Origin of the sequence: Fructilactobacillus frigidiflavus, assembly GCF_044054575.1 — a bacterium.
Classification (GTDB): domain Bacteria; phylum Bacillota; class Bacilli; order Lactobacillales; family Lactobacillaceae; genus Fructilactobacillus; species Fructilactobacillus frigidiflavus.
This window is the reverse complement of record NZ_CP168716.1, coordinates 1,552,169-1,575,457: the sequence shown is the minus strand read 5'-3', so window position 1 is coordinate 1,575,457 and position 23,289 is coordinate 1,552,169. Positions and strand designations below refer to the sequence as shown.

Here is a 23,289-nt window from a genome sequence, read left to right as displayed (position 1 = left end):
GAAGATAAATGACAGAAATTAAATCAATTTATGATTTTAAAATTAAAGAAATGAATGGCAAACTGATTAATTTTGCTGACTTCAAAGATAAAGTTGTTTTAGTGGTAAATACAGCCAGTAAATGTGGACTTGCCGGACAGTTGAAAGATTTAGAAGCCTTATATGTAAAGTATCACAATCAAGGACTTGAAGTGATCGGTTTTCCTTCTAATCAATTTCATCAAGAACTTGCAAGTCAAGACGTTAATGAATATTGTAAACTTCATTATGGGGTGACTTTTCCCATGACTACCATGGTAAAGGTCAACGGCGAAAGTGAAAGTCCGCTTTTTGCTTATTTAAAAAAGGAATCAGGACACGGAAAAATCAAATGGAATTACACTAAATTTTTAATTAGCCGTAATGGTGAATTAATTCATCGCTATGCACCAATCACATCCCCGTTAAAAATAGAACCAGAAATTATAGCTGCATTAAATAATCATCAGTAACAAAAAGACCTCATCAGAATAATTGATGAGGTCTTTTTAACATGACTATCTTTTCAAGAATTTCCAAATGATACTTCCGATAAATGCTGCAATTAAAACTAAAACAAAGCAAATTAATAAAATTTCATTAGGTAAATAAATTCCTAAAATTAAGATGATAAGGTAGAAAATGAAACTAAAAATAAAGATTACCGTATCAATAAAACAGATGATTTGACCACAGTCAGACCAAGCAATTTTATAGGCGGGTCTTTTCATTAATTTGTCAATTCCCCATAAGCATGCTGTGACAATCCATAATACAAGATTTACCACGATTAAAAAGATTAATGAATTAAGACTACTGAATAAATTAAACATCCTATGCACCTCCAATTTTTAATTTAATTCTATTATAGTCTTTTTTACTTGATTTTTTAATTTATCCTAGCTAAGTTTGCATCATGCGGCCCCTTGAAAGCACAGCTAAATGATTAACTGTCTTTTTGGTATACAATATAACCGTAGGCAAATCGTTGCTTGCGACAAAAATAAACGGCTAGGTAAAATTAATGAAAAAAATAGAGTTAAAAAAGCCGGCAACTGCAGACGAAATTATTACGGGAACATTTACAATTGATGATTTTAAAATTAAATATGAGATTAGCCCTAATATGAATCAAAAGTATCTTTATAACGTGCGGTTTTACTCTCTAAAAGATGAAGAACTAGACGACACAAATCGTGCAGTTGAAGAAACAATTAAGTATAATGAACTCAATTTTAAAGATGAAAATGATGTTTATGCTTGGGACGATTTTTTGGATATTGAACCCAAAACTAACCAAGGAACATCCTTTGTAATTATTTTTAGTGCTTAAAATTAAAGGAGAAAACCAAATGAAAATTATGATTATTGGTGGTTCAGGTAGAGTAGGAAACGCCTTGGTGGAAGACTTTCTAACTAGATCAGAGGCAGAAGTTACAATTGCTGTTGCTCATCCAGAACGGATAGCAATTACTGATCATAAGCGGGTCAAAGTGATTAAAATGAATTTAGGTAAATTAAACATTGCTGAATTAACTAAATTAGAAACCGGATTTAATGCCATTTACTTTGTTGCCGGTTCAAGGGGCCATGATTTAATTAACGTTGATAGTTTTGGAGCAATTAAAACGATGATTGCAGCAGAAAAGGCCGGCGTCTCGCGTTATCTAATGTTAAGCTCGTACGGTTCATTAGAATTAGATAGTTGGTTAAATCAGGAAAAGTATGCTGCTTTACAGGAGTACCAAGCTGCTAAATTTATGGCAGATAATTATCTAATTAAAAGTACGAATTTAAATTACACAATTTTGCAACCTAGTTCGCTTGTGGAGGGAAAAGGAACTGGTAAAGTTGATTTTGATGCTTCGAAACCAACTCATTCAAGTTCAATTAAAGATGTAGCAAGGGTCTTATTTTTAAGTTTAGATAATGCGCAAACTTATAAAAAGGTGATTACAATGCAAAATGGGACCAATAAAATTGAAGATGCTTTAAATGACTTAAGTCGTTAAAGGGAGTTGATTTTTAATGAAATTTGAATATGAACCAGGACGTTTTTATGCTGAAGTTGATGATAAAACCGTTGCTGAATTAATTTTTACAATTGGAAATAACGTGATTTCAATTAACCATACGTTTGTTGCTCCAGAATATCGGGGACGAGGAATTGCGGGAAAGCTAATGTTAACGGTGATTAACTATGCTCAAGAACATCAATTTAAGATTGAACCAGTTTGTAGTTATGCTCAACAATTTTTTGCTCGAAACGATAAGTATGCTGATTTACTTTTAGATGAAAATTAATTTGAAGTTGCCTTTAAATGATTGTGATATAATTAACATACGATTTATCTAAATTATTTAAAAGATTAGAGGCGATTACTTTGGAAAAAGAAAAACTTCATGAACAGATGAAAATCTTAAGGAAAGCTGCTGCTAAAGCTAGCCATAATAAAATTGGTAAACGAAACCGCAGTGGAATTGTGGGCGTTACTAAATTAATTAATCGAAATCAGGATGGACGGGAATATATTTATTGGCAAGCTAGTATTAATGTTCATGGTAAGCAACATTTGAAACGCTTTAAAGAAAATGAAAGAAAAGATGCGATTATTCAAAGAGGTTTGTGGGAGCGAGAATTTTTAGGCGAATTACAGCCGTCGATTAAGGCCTATGTTTTGAATTACTTAAAGCTTAATAATGAGATAATTTCTTAAAAAAGTTGGAAGACAAAATTTTGTCTTCCAACTTTTTCGTATTTATATAAAGAAAGGGGAGAAAGATGGATAAGTATATTGGAAAAGTTAAAGAATTAATTGAAGAATATAAATATCAAGTTATTTTTGGTTTATTGATTTGCATGGTTTTAACTGGGGCGTACTGTTTTATTAGCCAAAGTACTGAGGCAACCACAACTAACTCACTTACATCAACCAAACCAAACTCTGCAAAGGCCACTAATAAAGGGAATGGTCAGTCGACTACGAATAATCAACTGCATGAACAAATTTTTGTTGACGTAAAAGGTGCTGTTTTGAATCCTGGGGTATATCAAGCAACAAGAAGTATGCGAGGAACCGATTTAATTAAAATGGCTGGTGGATTTAACGAACATGCTGATCGAAATCAGGTTAATCTTGCCAAAAAGGTTACTGATCAAGAAATTTTATACATTCCAATTCAAGGAGAAATTTCTGCGAATCCTGTAACGAACCTTGGTAACCCTACTGATAAATCTAATAATGATGGTAAAACTGGTTCAGATACTAAAGCTAGTGGTGATAAAATTAACTTAAATGAAGCTGATGCCACTAAGATGCAGACCATTAATGGGGTAGGCCAAAAGAAAGCGGAAAAAATAATTGATTATCGCAATCAAAATGGACCATTTAAATCAGTAGATGATTTAAAAAATGTCCCGGGATTCGGGGACCGAACCGTTGCTAATTTAAAACCATCGTTATCTGTTTAATGAGATTTGCTATACTTATAGTATTAATCGATTATGGAGGAGAAAACGATGACGAAAAAAAGGCTTCCTTGGGATCAATATTTTATGATACAAGCAATTTTAGTCGCTACTAGAAGTACTTGCGAACGTTTATCAGTTGGGGCTGTTTTGGTACGCAACAAGCGTGTAATTGCATGTGGTTATAATGGTTCAGTTTCTGGTGATGTTCATTGTATTGATGAAGGTTGTTATATGGTTGATGGCCATTGTCAAAGAACCATTCATGCTGAAATGAATGCAATTTTACAGTGTGCTAAATTTGGTGAATCCACTGATAATGCCGAAATTTATGTGACCGATTTTCCCTGTTTGCAGTGTACTAAAATGCTACTACAAGCGGGCATTAAAACGATTAAATATCTTCGAGAGTACCACAATAGTGAATACGCAGAATCATTATTAAAAAAAGAACAGATTAAAGTTGAAAAGGTAAAAATTGATAAAGAACAAATTGAAGACCTACCATTTGATAAATACTTATCTTTCGATAAATAATTAAAAAGAACTTCTATGTAATGACAGCCCTATTATGGGGATGTTTGTCGTTATTTTTTGCTGGGCAAATCGTATTTGCTAGTATCGGAACTAGTTTAGTTTTATTTCGAATTTATTGTTTAAAAATTAAAGGATTATTGGGAAAAAATTTGCTATTGGCGCTAATTCCATTAGTTTTGTTTAGTATTCATTATCAACATGAAACCCAAAAACGAATTACAATTGAACATTTAAGCAAACCAGGACAAACGCTAAGGCTTGAAATTTTACCCGACGAAATTCATCTTAACGAAAATCGATTTCGGGCTTTAGGGTACTCACCTGAAGCTAAACAAACAGTCTTATGTTTTGGAGTACTGAAGAATCAACGAGAAAAAGAGTTAATTAAGGGAATTAAACAAAAAAACCAACTAAAAGTAGTTGGAGATTTATCTGTGTTAGAAGCGGCCCCGAACGTTAACCAATTTGATTCCCAAACCTTTTATGGGCAGCAAGGAATTTACGGCCAAGTTAAAATTACCAAACTAGAAAGTAGTTGCTCAAGCAAGGCTTCACTAATTGATCAACTCCATCTTTTTCGTTTTTGGGGTTTAGAAACTGCTAATCAATTACCCAAATATCTTAAAATGTATGTTCAAAGTCTCGTTTTTGGTTATAAAAATATTGATTTCAAAACTGAGATGGATGGAATTCAGCAGTTAGGCTTGATTCATTTATTTAGTATTTCGGGAATGCATGTTTATTTTTTAATTGATTTGATTTTAATGTTGACGTCATTGATGCACCTTAAACGAGAACGGGTGCAATGGGGACTAATTGTTGGTTTGCCAGCGTACTCAATCATTGCTGGATCGGCAGTTGGATTAATTCGGGCCATTTTAATGATTGAAGAACGGCTAGTTGCTAATAAGTTTAAATTGTATTTTACTAGATTAGATGTGTGGTCTTTGGCTTTGATGATTAACTTATTAATTAATCCGATGCTTCTATTAGAATTTGGCTGCCAACTTTCTTATGCCTTATCTTTAGCTTTGATTTATCTTGGAAATGTGAATGAGATAAAACGAACTTTATGTTTGGAATTAGTTAGTTTTCCAATTGTTATATATTATATGTATGAGTGGCACGCTTTATCATTGCTAGCTAATTTACTCATCATTCCCTTTTTTACCGTGCTTATTTTTCCACTAGTATTAGTTGGATATTTGTTAAGTTTGCTTAAAATTCCAGGTGTAAACTTAGTGGACGCGTTTTTAATGATTTTTGATCACTTTACAACGCTCATTTCGTGTTTACCCGGTAAAATAACTTTTGGCAAACCGTGGATAATTTTTGTGATTTTGATGATAATTTGTGGTTTGTTATATATAGAAAGGGCTAAATTAAAGTATATAGTTGTGTTGATCTGTTTGAGTTTAGGGATGTATGGCGTTATTCATTATTCGATTAGTGGTGAAGTTACCTTTTTTGATGTAGGTCAAGGTGATAGTATTTTAGTTAGAACGCCTTTTAATCGGTCAATCACTTTGATTGATACTGGTGGAAAACCTAATTTCTTTGCTAAACAGGGACAAAAAGATGTTTATCTGGCACCGAATACTTCAATCCGGTATTTAAAAAGCATTGGAATTAATCACATTGATAATATTTGTTTAAGTCATCAGGATTCTGATCACATCGGAGATCTGCCCGCTTACCTAAAAGATATGAAAGTTGATCGAGTTTATATTCCCCTGGGAATGGAAAAAAATCAGCATTTTATGAAAAAGATTAGGCCTTTCAAAAATTTTAAATTAGTTAGTGTAAAAGCTGGGGATACGATTGCTGGAACTTCATTAAAGGTGATTCATCCTTTTGTTGCTGGATTAGGTAAGAACGAAGATTCAATGGTACTATATAGTCAAATTAATCACTTAAATTGGATGTTTACAGGTGATTTAGATCGGGCAGATGAGATTAAAATCTTAGACAAGTATCCAGATTTGAAAATTGATGTGCTGAAGTTAGGTCATCATGGCAGTAAAACAGCATCTGACCCAAAATTTATTCATGCCATCGAACCCAAAGTTGGAATTATTTCAGCTGGAAGAAATAATCACTATGGTCATCCTAATCAAGAAACCCTGCAAACAATGGCAAAAGAACATGTAAGCTTAATCAGTACCCAAAAAGTCGGAATGATTTCCTATCGTTATCGGTTACAAAACGGGTACTTTACCACAAAATGGAAGGGGGATTTAAATGAGTTTAACCGATAAAATTAAAACAATGGCAACTACGCAAGCTCCAGTTTACCTAGTAATCGGGAAAAACGATTATTGGGAAAACGAAATAATGCAACAAATCAAAAAGATTATTCCACCAGAAGAACAGACCATGAACTTTGGTGTTTATGATATGGAAGAAACACCTTTGGCGGTGGCCATGAACGATGCTTTGTCGATGCCTTTTTTTGGTGAAAAAAGACTAGTACTAATTAAAAATGCTTACTTCTTAACTGGGAGTCGGTCAAAAAGTAAAATTAAGCACAATGTCGATGAATTAGAGCAATACCTTGATCATCCTTCGGCAGAGACCATTTTAGTTATCTTGGCCCCATACGATAAATTAGATGGACGTAAAAAAATTGTTAAAAAACTAAAAAACAAAAGTACGACAATTACTCTTAGTGATTTTTCGGAACGCGAGACTGCTGATTTTGTAAGACATCAAGCTGAAAAGCAGGGCTATCAAATTGAAACGGATGCAATGAATGAATTGTATGCCCGAACTTTGGGTGATTTAAGTAAGATGATGAATGAATTACAAAAGATTTTTATTTATTGCAATGATTCAAAACAAATTACGGTAGCAGTGGTAGATAAGTTAGTCTCTAAGTCTTTAGATCAAAATGTTTTTGCGTTAGTTGATTACATCGTAACGGGGAAAACCACGCAAGCAATTCAGTTTTACCACCAATTACTGGAACAAAAACAAGAGCCAGTTCAAATTAATGCAATTTTGGAAAGTCATTTCCGCTTATTGTTGCAAATTAAAATCTTGTTGAAGCATAGTTATAGTCAAAATATGATTACTAATACTCTAAAAGTTCATCCTTATCGGGTTAAATTAGCTATGCAATCATCACAAAAGTTTTCTTTGAATTATCTAAAGGATGCTTATCTACAATTGATTCAAATCGAATGCAAATTAAAAAGCAGCACCGCTAATCCGGAACTACTTTTTGAAATGTTTGCGATTAAATTAGGACAAAAAAAGAACTCAATTTGATATGAGTTCTTTTTTATTATGATAATTTATTCATGATGTTTGCTAAGTGTGACTTTTTACGGTTAGCACTGTTAGTCTTGATAAGACCTTTTGATTTTGAATGATCAATTGCAGCAACTGCATCACGGTATAAAGCTTCAACGTCGCTTGCACCTTTGGCACTAGCATTTTCAAAAGCTTTAACAGCAGTTCTCATACGGTTCTTTTCAGAAGCGTTTCTTTTACGAGCGATTTCGTTAGTTTTCATACGTTCGATAGCTGATTTAATAACTGGCATAATATTTTCACCTCCACAATAGTGAAATTAATCCTAACTCCACAGTTTTAACATTCATAATTATACAAAATATAAGCCATAATTGCAATACAAGCTAAGATTTGTTTGAAATTTTGTTTTAAATGATGTATATTTAATAAGTAACTGGTTCTTAGTTTTACGATTTACTGACGTAATACTCAGAACTGCGGGATTTTTAATTGAAAGGTGGTAAAGCATAATGGCTTTAACTAAAGAACAAAAAACTGAAATTATCAACAAATTCGCTACTCACGAAGGTGACACTGGTTCAACTGAAGTACAAATCGCAGTTTTAACAGCAGACATCAACGAAATTAACGGACATATGAAAGAACACAAAAAAGATTTCCATTCACAACGTGGACTTATGAAAAAAATTGGTCACCGTCGTAACTTATTGACTTACTTACGTAAGAAAGATGTACAAAGTTACCGTGAACTAATCAAAGCTTTAGGATTACGTCGTTAATCTTAATTCTAAAAAGGATGAGGCATTTTGCCTCATCCTTTTTTTAACCAATTTTATGCCTAAATATGTTACACTAAAGTTACATGTTAGATTTTGAACGAGTGCCTAATTGATAAATAATAAAAAATAGTAACTGTAATATATTGAGGTGTAATTAATGAAAAAGAATATTAAAATCATACCACTTGGTGGTGTGCGAGAAGAGGGCAAAGATTTATTTGCCGTTGAAGTGAATGAAAGTAGTATTTTCATTCTTGATTGTGGATCTAAGTTTCCTTTAGATGATATGTTAGGAATCGACTATGTCATTCCTGACTTTTCATACCTTCGGGATAACAAAGAAAAGATTGTTGGAGTATTTTTGACTTCAGGACATCTTGATTCAATTGGTTCATTACCATACTTTCTTAGTGAATTTAATGTACCAGTTTTTGGTACGGAACTTTCAATTAAGATTGCCGAAAAATTAGTTAAAAAGAATCGTAAATCTAAAAAGTTTGATGATTTCCACATTATTAATGATAAAAGTGAAATTGCTTTTGATGATGGTTCCGTTAGTTTCTTTGGGGTAACACATTCAATTCCTGATGCAGTTGGAATTGTCATTTCCACTGACCAGGGAAGTATTGCTTATACAGGAGACTTCAAATTTGATCAAACGGTTCCGGAGGCATATCGGACTAATTATGCGGCCATTGCAGAAGTTTCAAATAAAAATGTTTTAGCATTACTTTGTGATGCAAGAAATGCTGAAGATAATTCTAAAGTAACTGAAGAAAAGAAAGTTCAAGAATTTTTAATTGATACTTTAGATTACCAAAATGGGCGAGTGATTATTACTTGTCTTTCTGGTCATATTCTTCGTTTACAAGAAATTATTGATGCGGCTGCCGAAACCGGACGAATGATTTACGTAGCTAACGAAAAATCTAAATTCATGATTGATACGGCCATTGAACAAGGGAAACTAAAACTTCCAGACCAAGAAATTTTTGTTGCTTCGATTGACGAGTTAGAAAAATTAGATCCTGACAAAACTATTATTCTACATGTTGGCCAACCTGGAGAAGAAATGCTTTCACTTCAAAGAATGGCTAGTCAAAGAAACAAGAAACTCAAGATTGAACCAGGTGATTTAGTATTATTAGCTACCTCACCATTACGGGCAATGGATAATGCTTGGTCAAAAACTAGAGATATGGTTTATCAAGCTGATGGAACCGTTGCATCAATTGACACAGAGCTTGATTTATCAAGTGATGCTAGTCGTAGTGACATTCAAATGATGATTAGCTTAATTAATCCAGATTATTTGATTCCAGTTCAAGGTGAATATCGGCAACTACAATCTGAACGTGAAGCTGCCTTAGATGCTGGTTTCCCTGATGATCACATTATTATGCCAGCTAAAGGTGACGTGATTGAGTTTGAAAATGGACATATGTTACTTGCCCAGGCTGTCTCAGCTTCCGATACCATGATTGATGGAATTGGGGTGGGCGATATTGGAAACATTGTCCTTCGTGATCGAAATATTCTTTCGCAAGATGGAGTTTTCATTGCGGTTGTAACCATTGATCGTAAAAAGAAAGAAATTGTTGAAGGGTCGAAAGTAACATCTCGTGGATTTGTTTATGATCAATCAAATCAAGCTTTGTTGCAAGAAGCATCTGATTTAGTTGAAACTACGGTGCAAAATAATTTAGATAATAAAGATTTTGACTGGAGTCATTTAAAACAGGATGTACGTGAAAAATTAAGCTCTTTCCTTTACAAGAAAACGGATCGTCGTCCCGTAATTCTTCCAGTGATCATGGAAGTTAACCAACATCATCGACGGTTTAAAAATAACCAAAAGAAAAATTAATTAAAGAGGATTGAGCAAGTTGCTCAATCCTTTTTGCTTTTTAGAAAGGGTATTTTATGAATACTGAACAATTAGCAAGGTTTCAAACTGCTAAAAATAAAATTGAAAATCAAGATTTTGGGGCAGCAACTGATATTTTATTGGATTTATATGATGAAGTTGATGAAAATCAAGTAGTTTTACTGCTAGGTGAAACTTTATTTAATGATCATAAATTTGTGAGTGCTAGTCGATTAGTTGACAATCATTTACTGATTTTTTTGCAGGATAATTTTGCTTTATTAACTAAAATATATTTAAAAAATCATCGATATTTGCAATTACAAATTATTGCTGATGGGCAAAATGAGAAAATTAAACATGAGTTACTCAGCAAAATTAAACAAAGTGAAGCTGAATATGAAAACAATGAGCCAACTACAATTGCAAGTAAAAGTCGGGAATTTATGCATTTAGGTGCCTTTTCTGCAACTCGGCAAAGGGAAGTGATTAGCGAAGCAGAAACATTACCTTTGCAAAAATATGTAGCTGGAGTTCGGTTGAATCTGTTAGATCAAGACGTTAATCCGGTCTGGAGAATGCAACTATTAAATAACTTAATGCGGATGGGTTTTAATAAGTCAGTTGATTTTATTTGGATTGATGATACTAAGCACAGCATTATTCCGAAAAGTGCGCTTGATATTGAACAAACTAAGGCCTTTCAAAAGATGCAACGAGTGATTGATGAAACGATTGGTCAAGAAGATCCGATTATAGCCGCCCAATTACAGGTAGTGGTTAACGTTGATTTACAATTGCTATTTCCTTATATTGATAAAATTGTGATTAATCCTGAAATTTGGTTAGCGACGATTAAGCAAAAAATGTTTGGAGATCTTTCTAAACCAATTGATGATAAAGATGTGTTAAAATGGTTGAGTTTGATTGATTCAATTATGCAAACCCTAACAAACTAATAAAATTTGGGGCTTAGTGGTTTACAAAAGTGTTTTCAGTCTATATAATATGTTAATGAATTCTTTGAGAGAACCACTTTATTTTTAACGTAATTGTAGTATAATTACAGGTAAAGATACTTTGGGTTTCTCCAAAGGACGTCTTACGAAAATAATAGGAGGGTTTCATAATGGCAAAAGAACATTACGAAAGAACAAAACCCCACGTTAATATTGGTACTATTGGCCATATTGATCACGGGAAGACTACTTTAACTGCAGCAATTTCAAAAGTTTTATCAGACAGAGGTTTAGCTAAGGCTGAAGATTTCGCTGATATCGATGCTGCTCCAGAAGAAAAAGAACGTGGTATCACTATCAACACTGCCCACATCGAATACGAAACAGAAAAGCGTCACTACGCTCATATCGATGCTCCTGGACATGCCGATTATGTTAAAAACATGATCACTGGTGCTGCTCAAATGGATGGTGCTATCTTAGTTGTTGCCGCAACTGATGGTCCTATGCCACAAACACGTGAACACATTTTGTTAGCTAAACAAGTTGGTGTTGATTACATCATCGTTTTCCTTAACAAGACTGACATGGTTGATGATGAAGAACTTATCGACTTAGTTGAAATGGAAGTTCGTGATTTATTATCAGAATACGGTTACGATGGTGACAACACACCTGTTATCCGTGGTTCAGCTCTTAAAGCCCTTAACGGTGACAAAGAAGCCGAAGAACAAATCATGAAGTTGATGGATACTGTTGATGAATACATCCCAACTCCAGAACGTGACGAAAGCAAACCTTTCATGATGCCTATCGAAGATGTATTTACTATCACTGGTCGTGGTACTGTTGCATCAGGTCGTATCGAACGTGGTGTTATTAAAGTTGGTGACGAAGTTGAAATCGTTGGACTTGTTGAAGACGTATTGAAGACTACTGTTACTGGTATTGAAATGTTCAGAAAAACTCTTGACGAAGGTCAAGCCGGTGATAACATTGGTGCCTTACTTCGTGGTGTTAACCGTGAACAAGTTGTTCGTGGACAAGTGCTTGCTGCACCTGGTTCAGTTCAAACTCACGAAAAATTCTCTGCCGAAGTATATATCATGAGCAAAGAAGAAGGTGGACGTCATACTCCATTCTTCTCAAACTACCGTCCTCAATTCTACTTCCATACCACTGATGTTACTGGTGTTATCGAATTAGATAAAGGTACTGAAATGGTTATGCCTGGTGATAACACAACATTCCACGTTGAGTTAACTAAACCAGTTGCAATCGAAAAAGGTACTAAATTCACTATTCGTGAAGGTGGACACACTGTTGGTGCCGGTACTGTTACAAGTATTGACGACTAATAAGTATCTAAAAAAGATCAAAGACTTTGTCTTTGGTCTTTTTTGTTTCTTTCGTATATGTTTACATTTTATAGTGCATAAGTTAAAATAATATATGTATATAAATTACTTGAAAAAGTTCTATTATTTTTCATGTTGGAGGAATTTAAAATGGCTGATTGGGCAAAAAAAGAATTAAACAAGGGTGAATTAACTTTTAAAATTGACCTTGATAAAATCAAGGAAGGTTTAGATAAAGCCTTTGACAAGAACAAGAAAAACATTAAAGTACCTGGCTTCCGTAAAGGTAAAGTTTCACGTCAAGTATTTAATCAAATGTATGGTGAAGAAGCATTGTATCAAGATGCTTTAAACATCATGTTACCAGAAGTTTACGCTGAAGCAGTTGCTGAAGCCGGAATTGATCCAGTTGGTCAACCTAACATTAATGTTGAATCAATGGAAAAAGGTCAACCTTGGGTACTTAAAGCTGACGTTTCTGTTAAACCTGATGTTGAATTAGGTGAATACAAAGGTGTTGAAGTTCCAAAACAAAACACTCGCGTATACAAAAAAGACGTTGATGCTAAATTAGACTCAATGCTTCAATCTCAAGCTGAACTTGTATTAGTTGATACTCCAGCTAAAGATGGTGATACTGTAATTATTGATTTCGATGGTTCAGTTGACGGTAACCACTTTGAAGGTGGAAAAGCTAACAACTACTCACTTGAATTAGGTTCAGGTTCATTTATTCCTGGTTTTGAAGATCAATTAGTTGGTCACAAAGCCGGTGATGATGTTGACGTTAAAGTAACTTTCCCTGCAGATTACCCACAAAAAGATCTTGCTGGTAAAGAAGCACTTTTCGAAACTAAAGTTCATGAAGTAAAAGAAAAACAATTACCAAAACTTGATGATGAATTTGCTAAAGATGTTGATGAAGATGTTGACACTTTGGATGCCTTAAAAGAAAAAATCAAGACTCAATTAAAAGAACAAAAAGAAGCAGCTGCTCACGATGCTATCGAAAATGATGCTATTGATGCTGCTGTTAACAATGCTACTGTAAAAGACATTCCACAAGTTATGCTTGATGAAGATGTTGAACGTCAAATGGATCAATATTTAGCTGGAATTCAACAACAAGGAATCCCTGCTGATATGTACTTCAAGATGACTGGTACTTCAAAAGATGATTTGAAGAAACAATTTGCTGCTGGTGCTGACAAACGTGTTAAGACTAGCTTAGTATTAGAAGCAATTGTTAAAGCTGAAAACATCGTTCCTTCAGAAGAAGAAGTTAACGCTGAAGTTGCTAACTTAGCTAAACAATACGGTATGCAAGAAGAAGCCGTTCGTGGTGCTTTGTCAGATGACATGCTTAAGCATGATCTTGGTATTCAAAAAGCTGTTGCAGTTGTTGTTGACAACGCAAAACAAGTTTCTAAGAGTGCCGCTGCTTCTGACGAAAAATAAGGTTTAATTACTTTAATATAGAAAGTCCGTTTAACGATTATCGTTACGGACTTTTTTGTTATAAACCAACTCTTTTGCAACCGCAAGCCTTTGTGGTATAGTTTTGAGAGTTGAAAAAATGACTTAGATAAAAAATGAGGAGATTTTTTAGATGTTTGATGATGAAACAAATAAAACGGTAACTTGCTCATTTTGTGGAAAATCACAAGACCAAGTTAAAAAAATTGTCGCTGGTCCTGGGGTTTATATTTGTAATGAATGTATCGATCTTTGTGAACAAATTATGGATACAGAAATTAAATCACAAGGTGCCGATGAGGAGATTAATGTTTTAACTCCAAAAGAAATTGTTGATCGTTTAGATCAATACGTAATTGGTCAAACGGAAGCTAAAAAAACTTTAGCCGTGGCAGTTTATAACCATTACATGCGAATTAAAGAATTAGCAAAACACGATCAAGAAGATACTGAAGGTGATTCAGATATCTACAAAACGATTGAATCAGAAACTGAAATTCAAAAAAGTAACATTGCAATGCTGGGACCTACTGGTTCAGGAAAAACTTACATTGCCCAAACTTTGGCTAAAATTATCAATGTTCCCTTTGCCATTGCAGATGCTACGACTTTGACCGAAGCCGGATATGTCGGTGAAGATGTGGAAAATATTCTTTTAAAATTATTGCAAAACGCTGATTTTGACGTTGAACGAGCTGAACATGGAATCATTTATATTGATGAAATTGATAAAATCGCTAAAAAAGGCGAAAATGTATCAATTACTCGTGATGTTTCTGGTGAAGGAGTTCAACAATCGTTGCTCAAAATTTTAGAAGGAACAATTGCTAATGTTCCACCAAAGGGTGGTCGGAAGAATCCCCAACAAGAATTCATTAAAATTGATACCAAGAACATTCTCTTTATCGTTGGTGGGGCGTTTCCTGGAATTCAAAACATTATCCGTGAACGTTTAGGTAACAAAACGATTGGCTTCGGGACTGATGCAGCTCATACTTTAAGCACTAGCGATAATGATGTGATGCAACAAGTTATCCCAGAAGACTTAATGAAATTTGGCTTGATCCCTGAATTTATCGGTCGACTTCCAATTTTAACTGCTTTAAATAAGCTTGATGAAGAAGACTTGGTTAAAATTTTAACCGAACCAAAGAATGCTTTGGTAAAACAATACCAAAAACTTTTAGCTCTCCAAGGAGTTAAATTGACCTTTGATAAAGCAGCACTTCGGACCATGGCGCAACAAGCAATTAAGCGGAATACCGGTGCACGGGGATTACGTTCAATTATTGAAAACGTTATGCGGGACGTGATGTTCTCATTACCAAGTCGAAACGATGTTGCTGAAGTGATTATTACTGAAGCCGCAGTTAATAAGCAAGAAGAACCACGTTTAGTATTAAAGAAAGATGTTAAAAGTTCTAAATAAAAGAACTGAATGGAGAAAAACGTTATGAATGTTACCGATGTAAACTTAGTCATGAGTGCCGTTGACCCCAAACAATATCCGAAAACTGGTTATCCAGAAATTGGTTTTTTGGGTCGTTCTAATGTAGGTAAGTCCTCATTAACTAATGTATTAATTAATCGACGTGACTATGCCCATACCTCTGGCCAACCAGGAAAAACCCAAACTTTGAACTTTTATGAAGTTAATCAATCCCTTTACTTTGTGGATGTTCCAGGCTATGGTTATGCTAAAGTTTCAAAGACCGAACGGGAAAAATGGGCTGGGATGATTGAAACTTATTTGACTCAAAGAGAAACTTTGCATGGAGTAATTAGTTTAATTGATGGTCGTCACGAACCAACTGAATTTGATTTACAAATGCGGGACTGGTTGGAATATTATAATATTCCAGTTTTATACGTAGCTACTAAAGTTGATAAAATTCCCAAAAGTAAGTTTAAACACCAAGAAACAGTTTTACGGAATAAATTACAACTAAGACCAGATGAAGAATTGGTAATGTTTTCTTCTAAAACTAAAGTTGGTAAAGATCAGATTTGGAATTGGATTGAAAAACAAATTAAGGCGTAAAAAAATCAGCTGTTAATTTAACAGCTGATTTTGTGTTTATTTAGCTTGATCACGTTTAAAGAATTTGTCGCGTTCCTTCGCTTCGGCTTGTTTATCTTCAATTTCTTTTTCATTTTCAACTTGCTCAGAATTTGAATTGTTTTTAGGGTTAAATTTTGCGAATTTGTTTAACATCGCATCTAAGTCGGCTTGTTTATTAATGTGTAAACCCATTTCATCACTCCCTTTGCTACATCATAGCAAAAAGGCGATTGATTGTCATTTAGTTATACAAGTGGGCCAGAAATAATTATAATTTAGATAATGGAGCAAAATGATGGGAGGTTTAAAATGGCATCTGAACATATCGAGAATAAATTAAAACTTTTACCCGAAAAGCCAGGAGTTTACATCATGAAGGATGATGAGGGGAAAGTTATTTATGTTGGTAAATCGAAAAACTTAAAAAATCGAGTTCGGTCATATTTTAAAAGTAAACAATACGGACGGCGAGCAAAGTTAGTCAAAAACATTGCTGATTATGAAACAATTATTACGGAAACTGATAAAGAGTCGTTTTTATTGGAAATTACCCTAATTCAAAAATATCGTCCGTATTATAACGTGCGATTAAAAAATGGGAATACAGGTTATCCCTACATTAAAATCACGAATGAACGAGATCCACAAATTCAAGTTACTAGTTACGTAAAAAAAGATGGCGCCTTTTATTATGGGCCTTATCCCAACGTTTATGCCGCTGATGAAACCATGCACTTTTTACAAAAGATGTACCCATTACGACGATGTAATGGTCACCAGGGCCGTGCTTGTCTTTATTATCACATGGGACAATGTCTGGGAGCGTGCTTTAAAGATGTCCCTGAATCAGAGTATAATGAACAAATCAAGAAGATTAAGTCATTCTTAAACGGAAATGTTGCTTCCGCTAAACGATTAATTAAAGAGCGGATGCAAGCAGCATCTGATAAAATGGAATATGAGCGGGCTGCTGAATTACGTGATCAATTGCAGTATATCGAAGCAACTGTGGAAAAACAAAAGATTATTTCTCATGACTATACGCAACGCGATGTCTTTAATTACTATGCTGATAAAGGCTGGTTATCAATTCAAGTTTTCTATATTCGGCAAGCACGGTTAATGAAACGAACCAAACGTTTATTTCCAATTTTAAGTACTCCAGAAGAAGAAATGACTAACTTTATTGTTCAATTCTATCAGCAACAGGGACGGGTTAAACCGCGTGAAATTTTAGTTCCTGATACAATTGATCCTGAAGTAGTGACAAAATTGACTGATATTCCGGCTAGAACTCCGATTAGAGGGCAAAAAAAGGCTTTGCTTAAAATGGCACGTGAAAATGCTAAGTATGTCTTAGATGAGAAGTTTCGGCTTCTAGAAATGAATCGGCGCAAAACGACTGGTGCAATGGAAGAATTAAGTGAGGCTTTACATTTGCCACCAATCCGGCGAATTGAAGCTTTTGACCATTCGCACATTGATGGGGCCGATTTAGTTTCGGCAATGGTCACGTTTGAAGATGGGAAACCTAACCGAAAAAATTATCGAAAATATAAATTACAAACGGTTGATCATGCTGATGAAGCAGCTAGTACCCGTGAAGTGATTCGGCGGCGTTACACTCGTTTATTAAAAGAGCATGCTGAAATGCCCGACTTGATTTTAATGGATGGTGGAATTATCCAAATGAACGCCGTTAAAGATGTTTTGGAAAATGAATTAGGATTGGATATTCCAGTAGCTGGGATGGTAAAAAATGATAAACATAAAACCGCTGATTTGTTGTATGGTGATAATGATCAACACATTGACTTAGATCCCAAGAGTCAGGCCTTTTATTTAGTGCAACGAATTCAAGATGAAGTGCACCGTTTTGTAATTAACTTCCATCATGATTTGCACAGCAAAAATTCAATGACTTCCCGTTTAGATAGTATTAAAGGGGTGGGACCAAAAACGAGAAATAAATTGTTGCGACATTTTGGTTCCATGAAAAATATTGAAGCAGCAAGTGTTCCTGATTTACAAGAATTAGGAATTTCAAAAACGGTAGCACAAACGATTGTGCTTACGTTCCAAAATTCGAAACCCAAAGCAGTAATGCGTAAGATGTAATAGAACGGAGAAAATATGTTTGTAGATCGAGTTAAATTTAATGTTAAAGCCGGAAAAGGTGGCGATGGAATGGTTGGTTTCCGTCGTGAAAAATACGTGCCAAATGGTGGACCATCCGGTGGTGATGGTGGCCGTGGTGGAAACGTGATTTTCACCGTTGATCCCGGTATGAGTACCTTGATGGACTTTAAATATAAAAAATTATTTAAAGCCAAAAATGGTGGTAATGGTGGGAACAAACGAATGACTGGAGCAAGTGCGGATGATTTGATTATTCGGGTTCCAGAAGGGACGACCATTTTTAATACCGCCACTAATAAAGTAATTGCTGATTTGACTAAACCCGGGGATGAAGCGGTAATTGCCCGTGGTGGACGAGGTGGTCGTGGAAATACTCATTTTGCGACTGCCAAAAATTCAGCTCCCGAAATTGCTGAAAATGGTGAACCAGGGGAAGAATTAGAAGTTAATTTACAACTTCGTTTATTAGCCGATGTAGGACTAGTAGCCTTTCCATCAGCAGGAAAATCAACTTTATTAAGTACGATTACCACTTCAAAGCCTAAGGTGGCTGAATATCACTTTACAACGTTAGTGCCTAATCTTGGAATTGTGAGAAATGATGACGGTAACGACTTTGTAATTGCTGATTTGCCCGGATTGATTGAAGGAGCCTCACAAGGAGTGGGACTTGGATTTGAATTTTTACGTCATATCCAAAGAACTCGAGTTATCCTTCATTTAGTTGATATGAGTGGTACTGAAGGCAGAGACCCGTATGATGACTACGTTAAAATCAATAAAGAACTGGGTGACTTTGATGAATCATTATTGAAACGTCCCCAAATTATTGTGGCAACTAAGATGGATCTTCCTGGATCAGCAGAAAACCTTGAAAAATTCAAAAAAGAATTAAAGGAACATGATGATCAGATTGCTATCAAAGTCGATGCTATTTCATCAGTTACCCACCAAGGGTTAGATCAATTGATTAGAGATACTGGTGACTTACTATCTAAGACACCGCAAATTCCATTTGTGGAAGAAGGTCAACTTCAAGAGGATAATGACGGAGACGTTCTTTATACCGCTAAGGAAGAAGAAAAGCCGTTTGAAATTCATCGTGATGAAGATGGCGTTTGGATGTTAACTGGTAAGAAAATTGAACGTTTATTCTTGATGACCAATACTGATCATAATCAAAGTATGATGCGCTTTGCCCGTCAGCTACGTGGAATGGGTGTTGATGATGCGCTTCGTGCGGCTGGTGCTCAAAATGGTGATCTAGTCGGTATTTTAGATTTTACCTTTACTTATATGGATTAAAATAAAAAAGTAGTTAACGAAAGTTAGCTACTTTTTTAGCCGAAAATGATTTGATTGTTTTCCAAACGATAGCCAAAAATCCGTAAGACTTCAGAATCTGCGAGATAAAGAGCAAGCTTTTGATCAAATTTCATCGTTTGTTGGTTAAACTGATGAAGGGTGAGCGGTGGTTGCTTAGGTTCTGAGCTTAAAATTAGCTTTTGCTGGTTAAACTTTAAACCGGTAACTGGATAAATACCAGCTTGAGTTTGGATGAAAATAGATCTCGTTTGATCTAAATCTTGTGCCGAAACTTGGAATTCACGGAGTTTCATGTTAATCACCTGATTTCTCTCTTTTTGGCTGGTTTCTTATGCTACAATTAATTATATAGCAGCTTACACGAATTAAAATTAAAATAATGCTTCCTAGAAGGAACGGTAGAAAATATGCAATTAGAGTTTTTTGGAACTGGGGCAGGTGTTCCCGGTAAGTTTAGAAATGTTTCAAGTGTCGCGTTACGCTTACTTGATGAAATTAACGAAGTTTGGTTATTTGATTGTGGTGAAGGCACGCAACAACAAATTTTACGTTCGACTTTAAAACCACGAAAAATTAATAAGATTTTCATTACCCATCTTCACGGTGATCACATTTTTGGATTGCCAGGATTACTTTCAAGTCGTTCATTTCAAGGGGGAAACGAGCCTTTAACCGTTTATGGTCCTAAAGGAATTAAAGAGTTTATTCAAGTTTCCCTTCGAATTTCGCAAACCAAATTGGGGTATAAAATCAATTATGTAGAGCTTGATGAATCAGGGATCATTTTTGAAGATCAGAAGTTTACGGTGATTGCCGCCCAATTAGATCATCAAGTTGAATCATGGGGTTATCGGGTCGTAGAGCATAGTCATCCGGGTGAACTAATGGTTGATAAACTAAGGGCTGATGAAATTCCGGCTGGACCAGTTTATGGTAAATTAAAAAATGGTGAAACGGTCACTCTTCCAGATGGGCGTGTAATTAACGGAAAAGAGTACATTGGACCTGCTCAAAAGGGTCGAATTGTAACGATCTTAGGTGATACTCGTAAGACCCCTAATATTGCAACCCTTTCACAAAACGCCAATGTAGTAGTCCATGAGAGTACTTTTGGAAAAGGGGAAGCAAAATTAGCCCGTAATTATTACCACTCTACAAATGTACAGGCTGCAATCATGGCTAAAGCAAATGGCGTCCAGCAACTATTACTGACCCATATTTCAGCCCGTTATACGGCTAAGATGGCTCGTGAATTGCAAAAACAAGCACGTGAGATTTTCCCTAAAACCAAAGTGGTTAAAGATTTTGATTTTATTGATATTCCCTTTGAAAAGAAAGAGGCTTAAATTATGAAAAAACAAGTTTATGTAATTTCAAGTTTAGTAATTGTTATTTTAATCGCAATTTTTGTTTTGTTAAACATGGAAGATACAGCAGTTAATTTTGGGTTTACAACGGTTAAAATGCCATTGATTTTGATTGTACTGGTTAGTTTGCTTTTAGGCGCATTACTGATTTTTCTTTTTTCATCACTATCATCATTCAAAAATAGTCGACAAAAAAAGGCTAATCTAAAAGAAATTCAACAACTTCAAAGTAAAATTGAAGAATTAGAAGCAAAGCTTGAAGTTGCTGGTGAAGCCAAAGTAACCCAAGCTCCTGAAGCAAACTCAGATGCTGAAACAGAAGAAAAATAAAACTGAAAGAGGGTTGAGCATTGTTATCTTCTAAATATGATTGGCATATTAATGCTAATCAAGCCGAACCCAAGCAAATTGAAGAGTTAGCTTCTCAACTTGGAATCAGTCAGCTAATTGCTCAATTATTAATTAATCGGGGATATGATAATCCTGAGGCAATTCGTCATTTTTTGAGTCCTGACCTTTCTGATTTACATGATCCGTTTTTGTTACATGATATGGACAAAGCAGTTGAAAGAATTCAAACGGCAGTTGCAGATGGGGAAAAAATTACAATCTATGGTGATTATGATGCCGATGGATTGACTAGTACTTCAATTATGTATGAAACCTTAGTTGAAATTGGAGCAAACGTTAATTATTACATCCCTAATCGGTTTAATGATGGTTATGGACCTAATTTAGAGGCCTACCGTAAAATTATCGCTGATGGAACTAGTTTGATTGTCACGGTTGATAACGGGGTCTCAGGGTATGATGTAATTGAAGCAGCTAATCAACTTGGCTGTGATGTAGTCATTACCGATCACCATGAGTTACCAGAAAAATTACCGAATGCCTATGCAATTGTGCATGCCGATTTGAGTCCGGATTATCCATTTAAGGATTTATCCGGAGCAGGGATTGCGTTTAAAGTTGCCACGGCCTTAAATGATGAAATTCCCCAGGAAAAAATTGATTTAGCAGCAATTGGAACGGTTGCTGATTTAGTATCCATGACTGGTGAAAATCGGGCTTTAGTTCAATTTGGATTGAATGTTATTCATTTAACTGAACGACCTGGTCTAAAAGCATTGGTTAAGCAAGCTAAATTAAAATTACCCCAGGTTAGTGAAGAAGACATCGGCTTTAAAATTGCTCCAGCCTTAAATGCTTTAGGACGAATGGGAGCAGCTGATGCTGGGGTAGCTCTGTTAACGACTACGGATGAAGTTGAAGCTGATAAACTTGCTAAATTAACGGATAAAAAGAACGAAGAACGAAAAGCATTAGTTTCTCAAGTAGCACTTGCAGCGGAACAACAAGCTGAAACTCCAGAAAATCGAAACCGAAAAACGTTAGTGATTGCTGGCAAGGGATGGCATACTGGTATCTTAGGAATTGTTGCTAGTCGAATCTCTGATAAATATGATAAACCAACGGTGGTTTTGGGGATTGATGAAACCGCTGGAATTGCTAAGGGGTCGGGCCGCAGTATTGATGGATTTGACTTGTTTAAAGCTTTAAATCCTAGTCGTGATCAAATGGTTGCTTTTGGTGGTCATGAAATGGCAGTTGGACTAACGGTTTCCTTAGATAAAATCAATGAAGTTTCTCAAGCTTTAGAGCAAGTTGCGGTTAACGAAAAATTAGACAACCAGCGGAAGCCAGTTTTAAAAATTGATTACGAAGTCAGTGCTGATGATATTAATCAGCAACTCTATGATGAATTAGCCGTTTTGAGTCCGTTTGGGGTTGATAATCCCAAACCTGAATTTTCAATTAAGCCAAATACTTTAAGTAATGTGATGGCGATTGGAGCTGACAAGTCGCATTTGAAATTTGAGATAGTTGGTTCTCATAGTAAAATTGGGGCCATTGATTTCGGAGTTGGTTCCGAAGTAGCCGAAGTTAAACGTTTGGCTAATAATTTAAAAGTGGCGGGAAGTTTAGGCAAAAACGAATTTCGAGGACGAACTAATTTACAAATTATGGTTGATGATTTAAGCGTTGACGGATGTGTGGTAATTGACCAACGCACGACTAAATTAGTCCAGCAGATGTTTAATCAATCGGGTGAGTACATTTTTTTCAATGAGAAGTTGATGCATAAATTAAAGGCTTATTTAGGTGATGAGGCAACGGCGTGTTTAGCAACGCAGATTAATGCTGATTTTCACCATGAAAAAGTAGTCATCGTGGATTGTCCAAAAAGTTTGGCTGATTTCAAAAGCCTAATGAGTAAAGTTGATGCCAATCAAATTGTTTTATATTTATATAAATCACAATTAATTAGGTCATTTGGTATGCCAAAACGGGAACAATATGCTAAACTATTTAAGTTCGTTAAAATGCATCAAAATGTAAATCTAAAGCAACATCTAAAAGAAATGTGCAAAGATTTTAAAATTGATCAATCCTCATTAGTATTTATGATTAAGTTATTTGATGAATTGGGATTTATTACTATTCAAGCAGGGATTATGAATTCTGTGCCTAATCCACCCAAACGGGCTTTGGATAGTGCAGTAATTTATCAACAAAGAGAACAAGAAATTGAAATCGAAAATCAGTTGATTAGTTTGAACCAAAATTCATTAATTAATTTAATTCAAAAGATGCAAGATAAGTAGTGAAAGGA

Annotated in this window: 25 protein-coding genes; 21 read left to right on the top strand and 4 right to left on the bottom strand. The window is 35.1% G+C overall.

Annotated features, from left to right (window positions below):
- Positions 1-17: 17 nt before the first annotated feature.
- Entirely contained in the window at positions 18-491 is a 474-nt protein-coding gene (locus ACEPSS_RS08070; protein ID WP_395320538.1) for a glutathione peroxidase, read from the top strand.
- Between the two features lie 45 nt (positions 492-536).
- On the opposite strand, the gene ACEPSS_RS08065 is transcribed toward ACEPSS_RS08070, so the two are convergent.
- Positions 537-851 carry a hypothetical protein gene (locus tag ACEPSS_RS08065; RefSeq protein WP_395319003.1) on the bottom strand — a complete coding sequence of 105 codons (315 nt, stop codon included), beginning with the start codon at positions 849-851 and terminating at the stop codon, positions 537-539.
- A gap of 191 nt (positions 852-1,042) precedes the next feature.
- On the opposite strand from ACEPSS_RS08065, the gene ACEPSS_RS08060 reads away from it, so the two are divergent.
- From ACEPSS_RS08060 to holA, 8 genes are all read left to right on the top strand, one after another.
- Positions 1,043-1,351, top strand: a complete 309-nt coding sequence (locus ACEPSS_RS08060) for a hypothetical protein (RefSeq protein ID WP_395319001.1) — start codon at positions 1,043-1,045, stop codon at positions 1,349-1,351.
- A gap of 19 nt (positions 1,352-1,370) precedes the next feature.
- Positions 1,371-2,030 carry an NAD(P)-binding oxidoreductase gene (locus ACEPSS_RS08055; protein ID WP_395318999.1) on the top strand — a complete coding sequence of 220 codons (660 nt, stop codon included), beginning with the start codon at positions 1,371-1,373 and terminating at the stop codon, positions 2,028-2,030.
- 16 nt (positions 2,031-2,046) lie between these two features.
- The gene (locus ACEPSS_RS08050) at positions 2,047-2,322 is read left to right on the top strand and encodes a GNAT family N-acetyltransferase (RefSeq protein ID WP_395318997.1); all 276 of its coding nucleotides are present in this window, start codon (positions 2,047-2,049) and stop codon (positions 2,320-2,322) included.
- A gap of 80 nt (positions 2,323-2,402) precedes the next feature.
- Positions 2,403-2,735, top strand: a complete 333-nt coding sequence (locus ACEPSS_RS08045) for a hypothetical protein (protein ID WP_395318995.1) — start codon at positions 2,403-2,405, stop codon at positions 2,733-2,735.
- Between the two features lie 65 nt (positions 2,736-2,800).
- Positions 2,801-3,490, top strand: coding sequence for a helix-hairpin-helix domain-containing protein (locus ACEPSS_RS08040; protein WP_395318993.1), 690 nt, complete (start codon positions 2,801-2,803; stop codon positions 3,488-3,490).
- A 48-nt stretch (positions 3,491-3,538) separates the two neighbouring features.
- A complete protein-coding gene (locus ACEPSS_RS08035; RefSeq protein WP_395318991.1) occupies positions 3,539-4,024 on the top strand; it encodes a ComE operon protein 2 in 486 nt (161 codons plus the stop codon).
- A 20-nt stretch (positions 4,025-4,044) separates the two neighbouring features.
- Positions 4,045-6,282 carry a DNA internalization-related competence protein ComEC/Rec2 gene (locus tag ACEPSS_RS08030; protein WP_395318990.1) on the top strand — a complete coding sequence of 746 codons (2,238 nt, stop codon included), beginning with the start codon at positions 4,045-4,047 and terminating at the stop codon, positions 6,280-6,282.
- Positions 6,266-7,294 (top strand): DNA polymerase III subunit delta, encoded by a 1,029-nt coding sequence (gene holA, locus ACEPSS_RS08025; RefSeq protein WP_395318988.1) that lies wholly within the window; start codon positions 6,266-6,268, stop codon positions 7,292-7,294. The genes ACEPSS_RS08030 and holA overlap by 17 nt, the downstream gene beginning before the upstream one ends.
- 16 nt (positions 7,295-7,310) lie before the next feature.
- On the opposite strand, the gene rpsT is transcribed toward holA, so the two are convergent.
- The gene (gene rpsT / locus ACEPSS_RS08020) at positions 7,311-7,571 is read right to left on the bottom strand and encodes a 30S ribosomal protein S20 (protein WP_395318986.1); all 261 of its coding nucleotides are present in this window, start codon (positions 7,569-7,571) and stop codon (positions 7,311-7,313) included.
- A 220-nt stretch (positions 7,572-7,791) separates the two neighbouring features.
- Between rpsT and rpsO the strand changes: the two genes are divergently transcribed.
- From rpsO to yihA, 7 genes are all read left to right on the top strand, one after another.
- Positions 7,792-8,061 (top strand): 30S ribosomal protein S15, encoded by a 270-nt coding sequence (gene rpsO, locus ACEPSS_RS08015; RefSeq protein WP_395318984.1) that lies wholly within the window; start codon positions 7,792-7,794, stop codon positions 8,059-8,061.
- 157 nt (positions 8,062-8,218) lie between these two features.
- A complete protein-coding gene (locus tag ACEPSS_RS08010) occupies positions 8,219-9,928 on the top strand; it encodes a ribonuclease J (protein WP_395318982.1) in 1,710 nt (569 codons plus the stop codon).
- 56 nt (positions 9,929-9,984) lie between these two features.
- The gene (locus ACEPSS_RS08005; protein WP_395318980.1) at positions 9,985-10,887 is read left to right on the top strand and encodes a hypothetical protein; all 903 of its coding nucleotides are present in this window, start codon (positions 9,985-9,987) and stop codon (positions 10,885-10,887) included.
- A 170-nt stretch (positions 10,888-11,057) separates the two neighbouring features.
- Positions 11,058-12,245: an elongation factor Tu gene (gene tuf / locus ACEPSS_RS08000; protein ID WP_395318978.1), complete on the top strand. Its 1,188-nt coding sequence runs from the start codon at positions 11,058-11,060 to the stop codon at positions 12,243-12,245.
- A gap of 150 nt (positions 12,246-12,395) precedes the next feature.
- Positions 12,396-13,703 (top strand): trigger factor, encoded by a 1,308-nt coding sequence (gene tig / locus ACEPSS_RS07995; protein WP_395318976.1) that lies wholly within the window; start codon positions 12,396-12,398, stop codon positions 13,701-13,703.
- Between the two features lie 151 nt (positions 13,704-13,854).
- Positions 13,855-15,150: an ATP-dependent Clp protease ATP-binding subunit ClpX gene (clpX, locus tag ACEPSS_RS07990; protein ID WP_395318974.1), complete on the top strand. Its 1,296-nt coding sequence runs from the start codon at positions 13,855-13,857 to the stop codon at positions 15,148-15,150.
- A gap of 24 nt (positions 15,151-15,174) precedes the next feature.
- Complete coding sequence (gene yihA, locus ACEPSS_RS07985) at positions 15,175-15,762, top strand: ribosome biogenesis GTP-binding protein YihA/YsxC (protein ID WP_395318972.1); 588 nt, start codon at positions 15,175-15,177, stop codon at positions 15,760-15,762.
- A 36-nt stretch (positions 15,763-15,798) separates the two neighbouring features.
- Here the strand turns inward: yihA and ACEPSS_RS07980 are convergent, their stop codons facing one another.
- Complete coding sequence (locus tag ACEPSS_RS07980) at positions 15,799-15,975, bottom strand: SPJ_0845 family protein (RefSeq protein ID WP_395318970.1); 177 nt, start codon at positions 15,973-15,975, stop codon at positions 15,799-15,801.
- Between the two features lie 117 nt (positions 15,976-16,092).
- Here ACEPSS_RS07980 and uvrC point away from each other — a divergent pair, with 117 nt between their 5' ends.
- Together uvrC and obgE are read left to right on the top strand one after the other, a co-directional pair.
- Complete coding sequence (gene uvrC, locus ACEPSS_RS07975; protein ID WP_395318968.1) at positions 16,093-17,901, top strand: excinuclease ABC subunit UvrC; 1,809 nt, start codon at positions 16,093-16,095, stop codon at positions 17,899-17,901.
- A gap of 15 nt (positions 17,902-17,916) precedes the next feature.
- Positions 17,917-19,227, top strand: coding sequence for a GTPase ObgE (gene obgE / locus ACEPSS_RS07970; RefSeq protein WP_395318966.1), 1,311 nt, complete (start codon positions 17,917-17,919; stop codon positions 19,225-19,227).
- Between the two features lie 35 nt (positions 19,228-19,262).
- On the opposite strand, the gene ACEPSS_RS07965 is transcribed toward obgE, so the two are convergent.
- Complete coding sequence (locus ACEPSS_RS07965) at positions 19,263-19,541, bottom strand: hypothetical protein (protein ID WP_395318964.1); 279 nt, start codon at positions 19,539-19,541, stop codon at positions 19,263-19,265.
- Between the two features lie 114 nt (positions 19,542-19,655).
- On the opposite strand from ACEPSS_RS07965, the gene rnz reads away from it, so the two are divergent.
- The 3 genes from rnz to recJ are packed head-to-tail and all read left to right on the top strand — an operon-like array spanning position 19,656 to position 23,281.
- Positions 19,656-20,594, top strand: coding sequence for a ribonuclease Z (gene rnz, locus ACEPSS_RS07960; protein WP_395318962.1), 939 nt, complete (start codon positions 19,656-19,658; stop codon positions 20,592-20,594).
- A gap of 3 nt (positions 20,595-20,597) precedes the next feature.
- Entirely contained in the window at positions 20,598-20,945 is a 348-nt protein-coding gene (locus ACEPSS_RS07955) for a lipopolysaccharide assembly protein LapA domain-containing protein (RefSeq protein ID WP_395318960.1), read from the top strand.
- A 20-nt stretch (positions 20,946-20,965) separates the two neighbouring features.
- Positions 20,966-23,281 (top strand): single-stranded-DNA-specific exonuclease RecJ, encoded by a 2,316-nt coding sequence (gene recJ / locus ACEPSS_RS07950; protein ID WP_395318958.1) that lies wholly within the window; start codon positions 20,966-20,968, stop codon positions 23,279-23,281.
- Positions 23,282-23,289 lie beyond the last annotated feature (8 nt).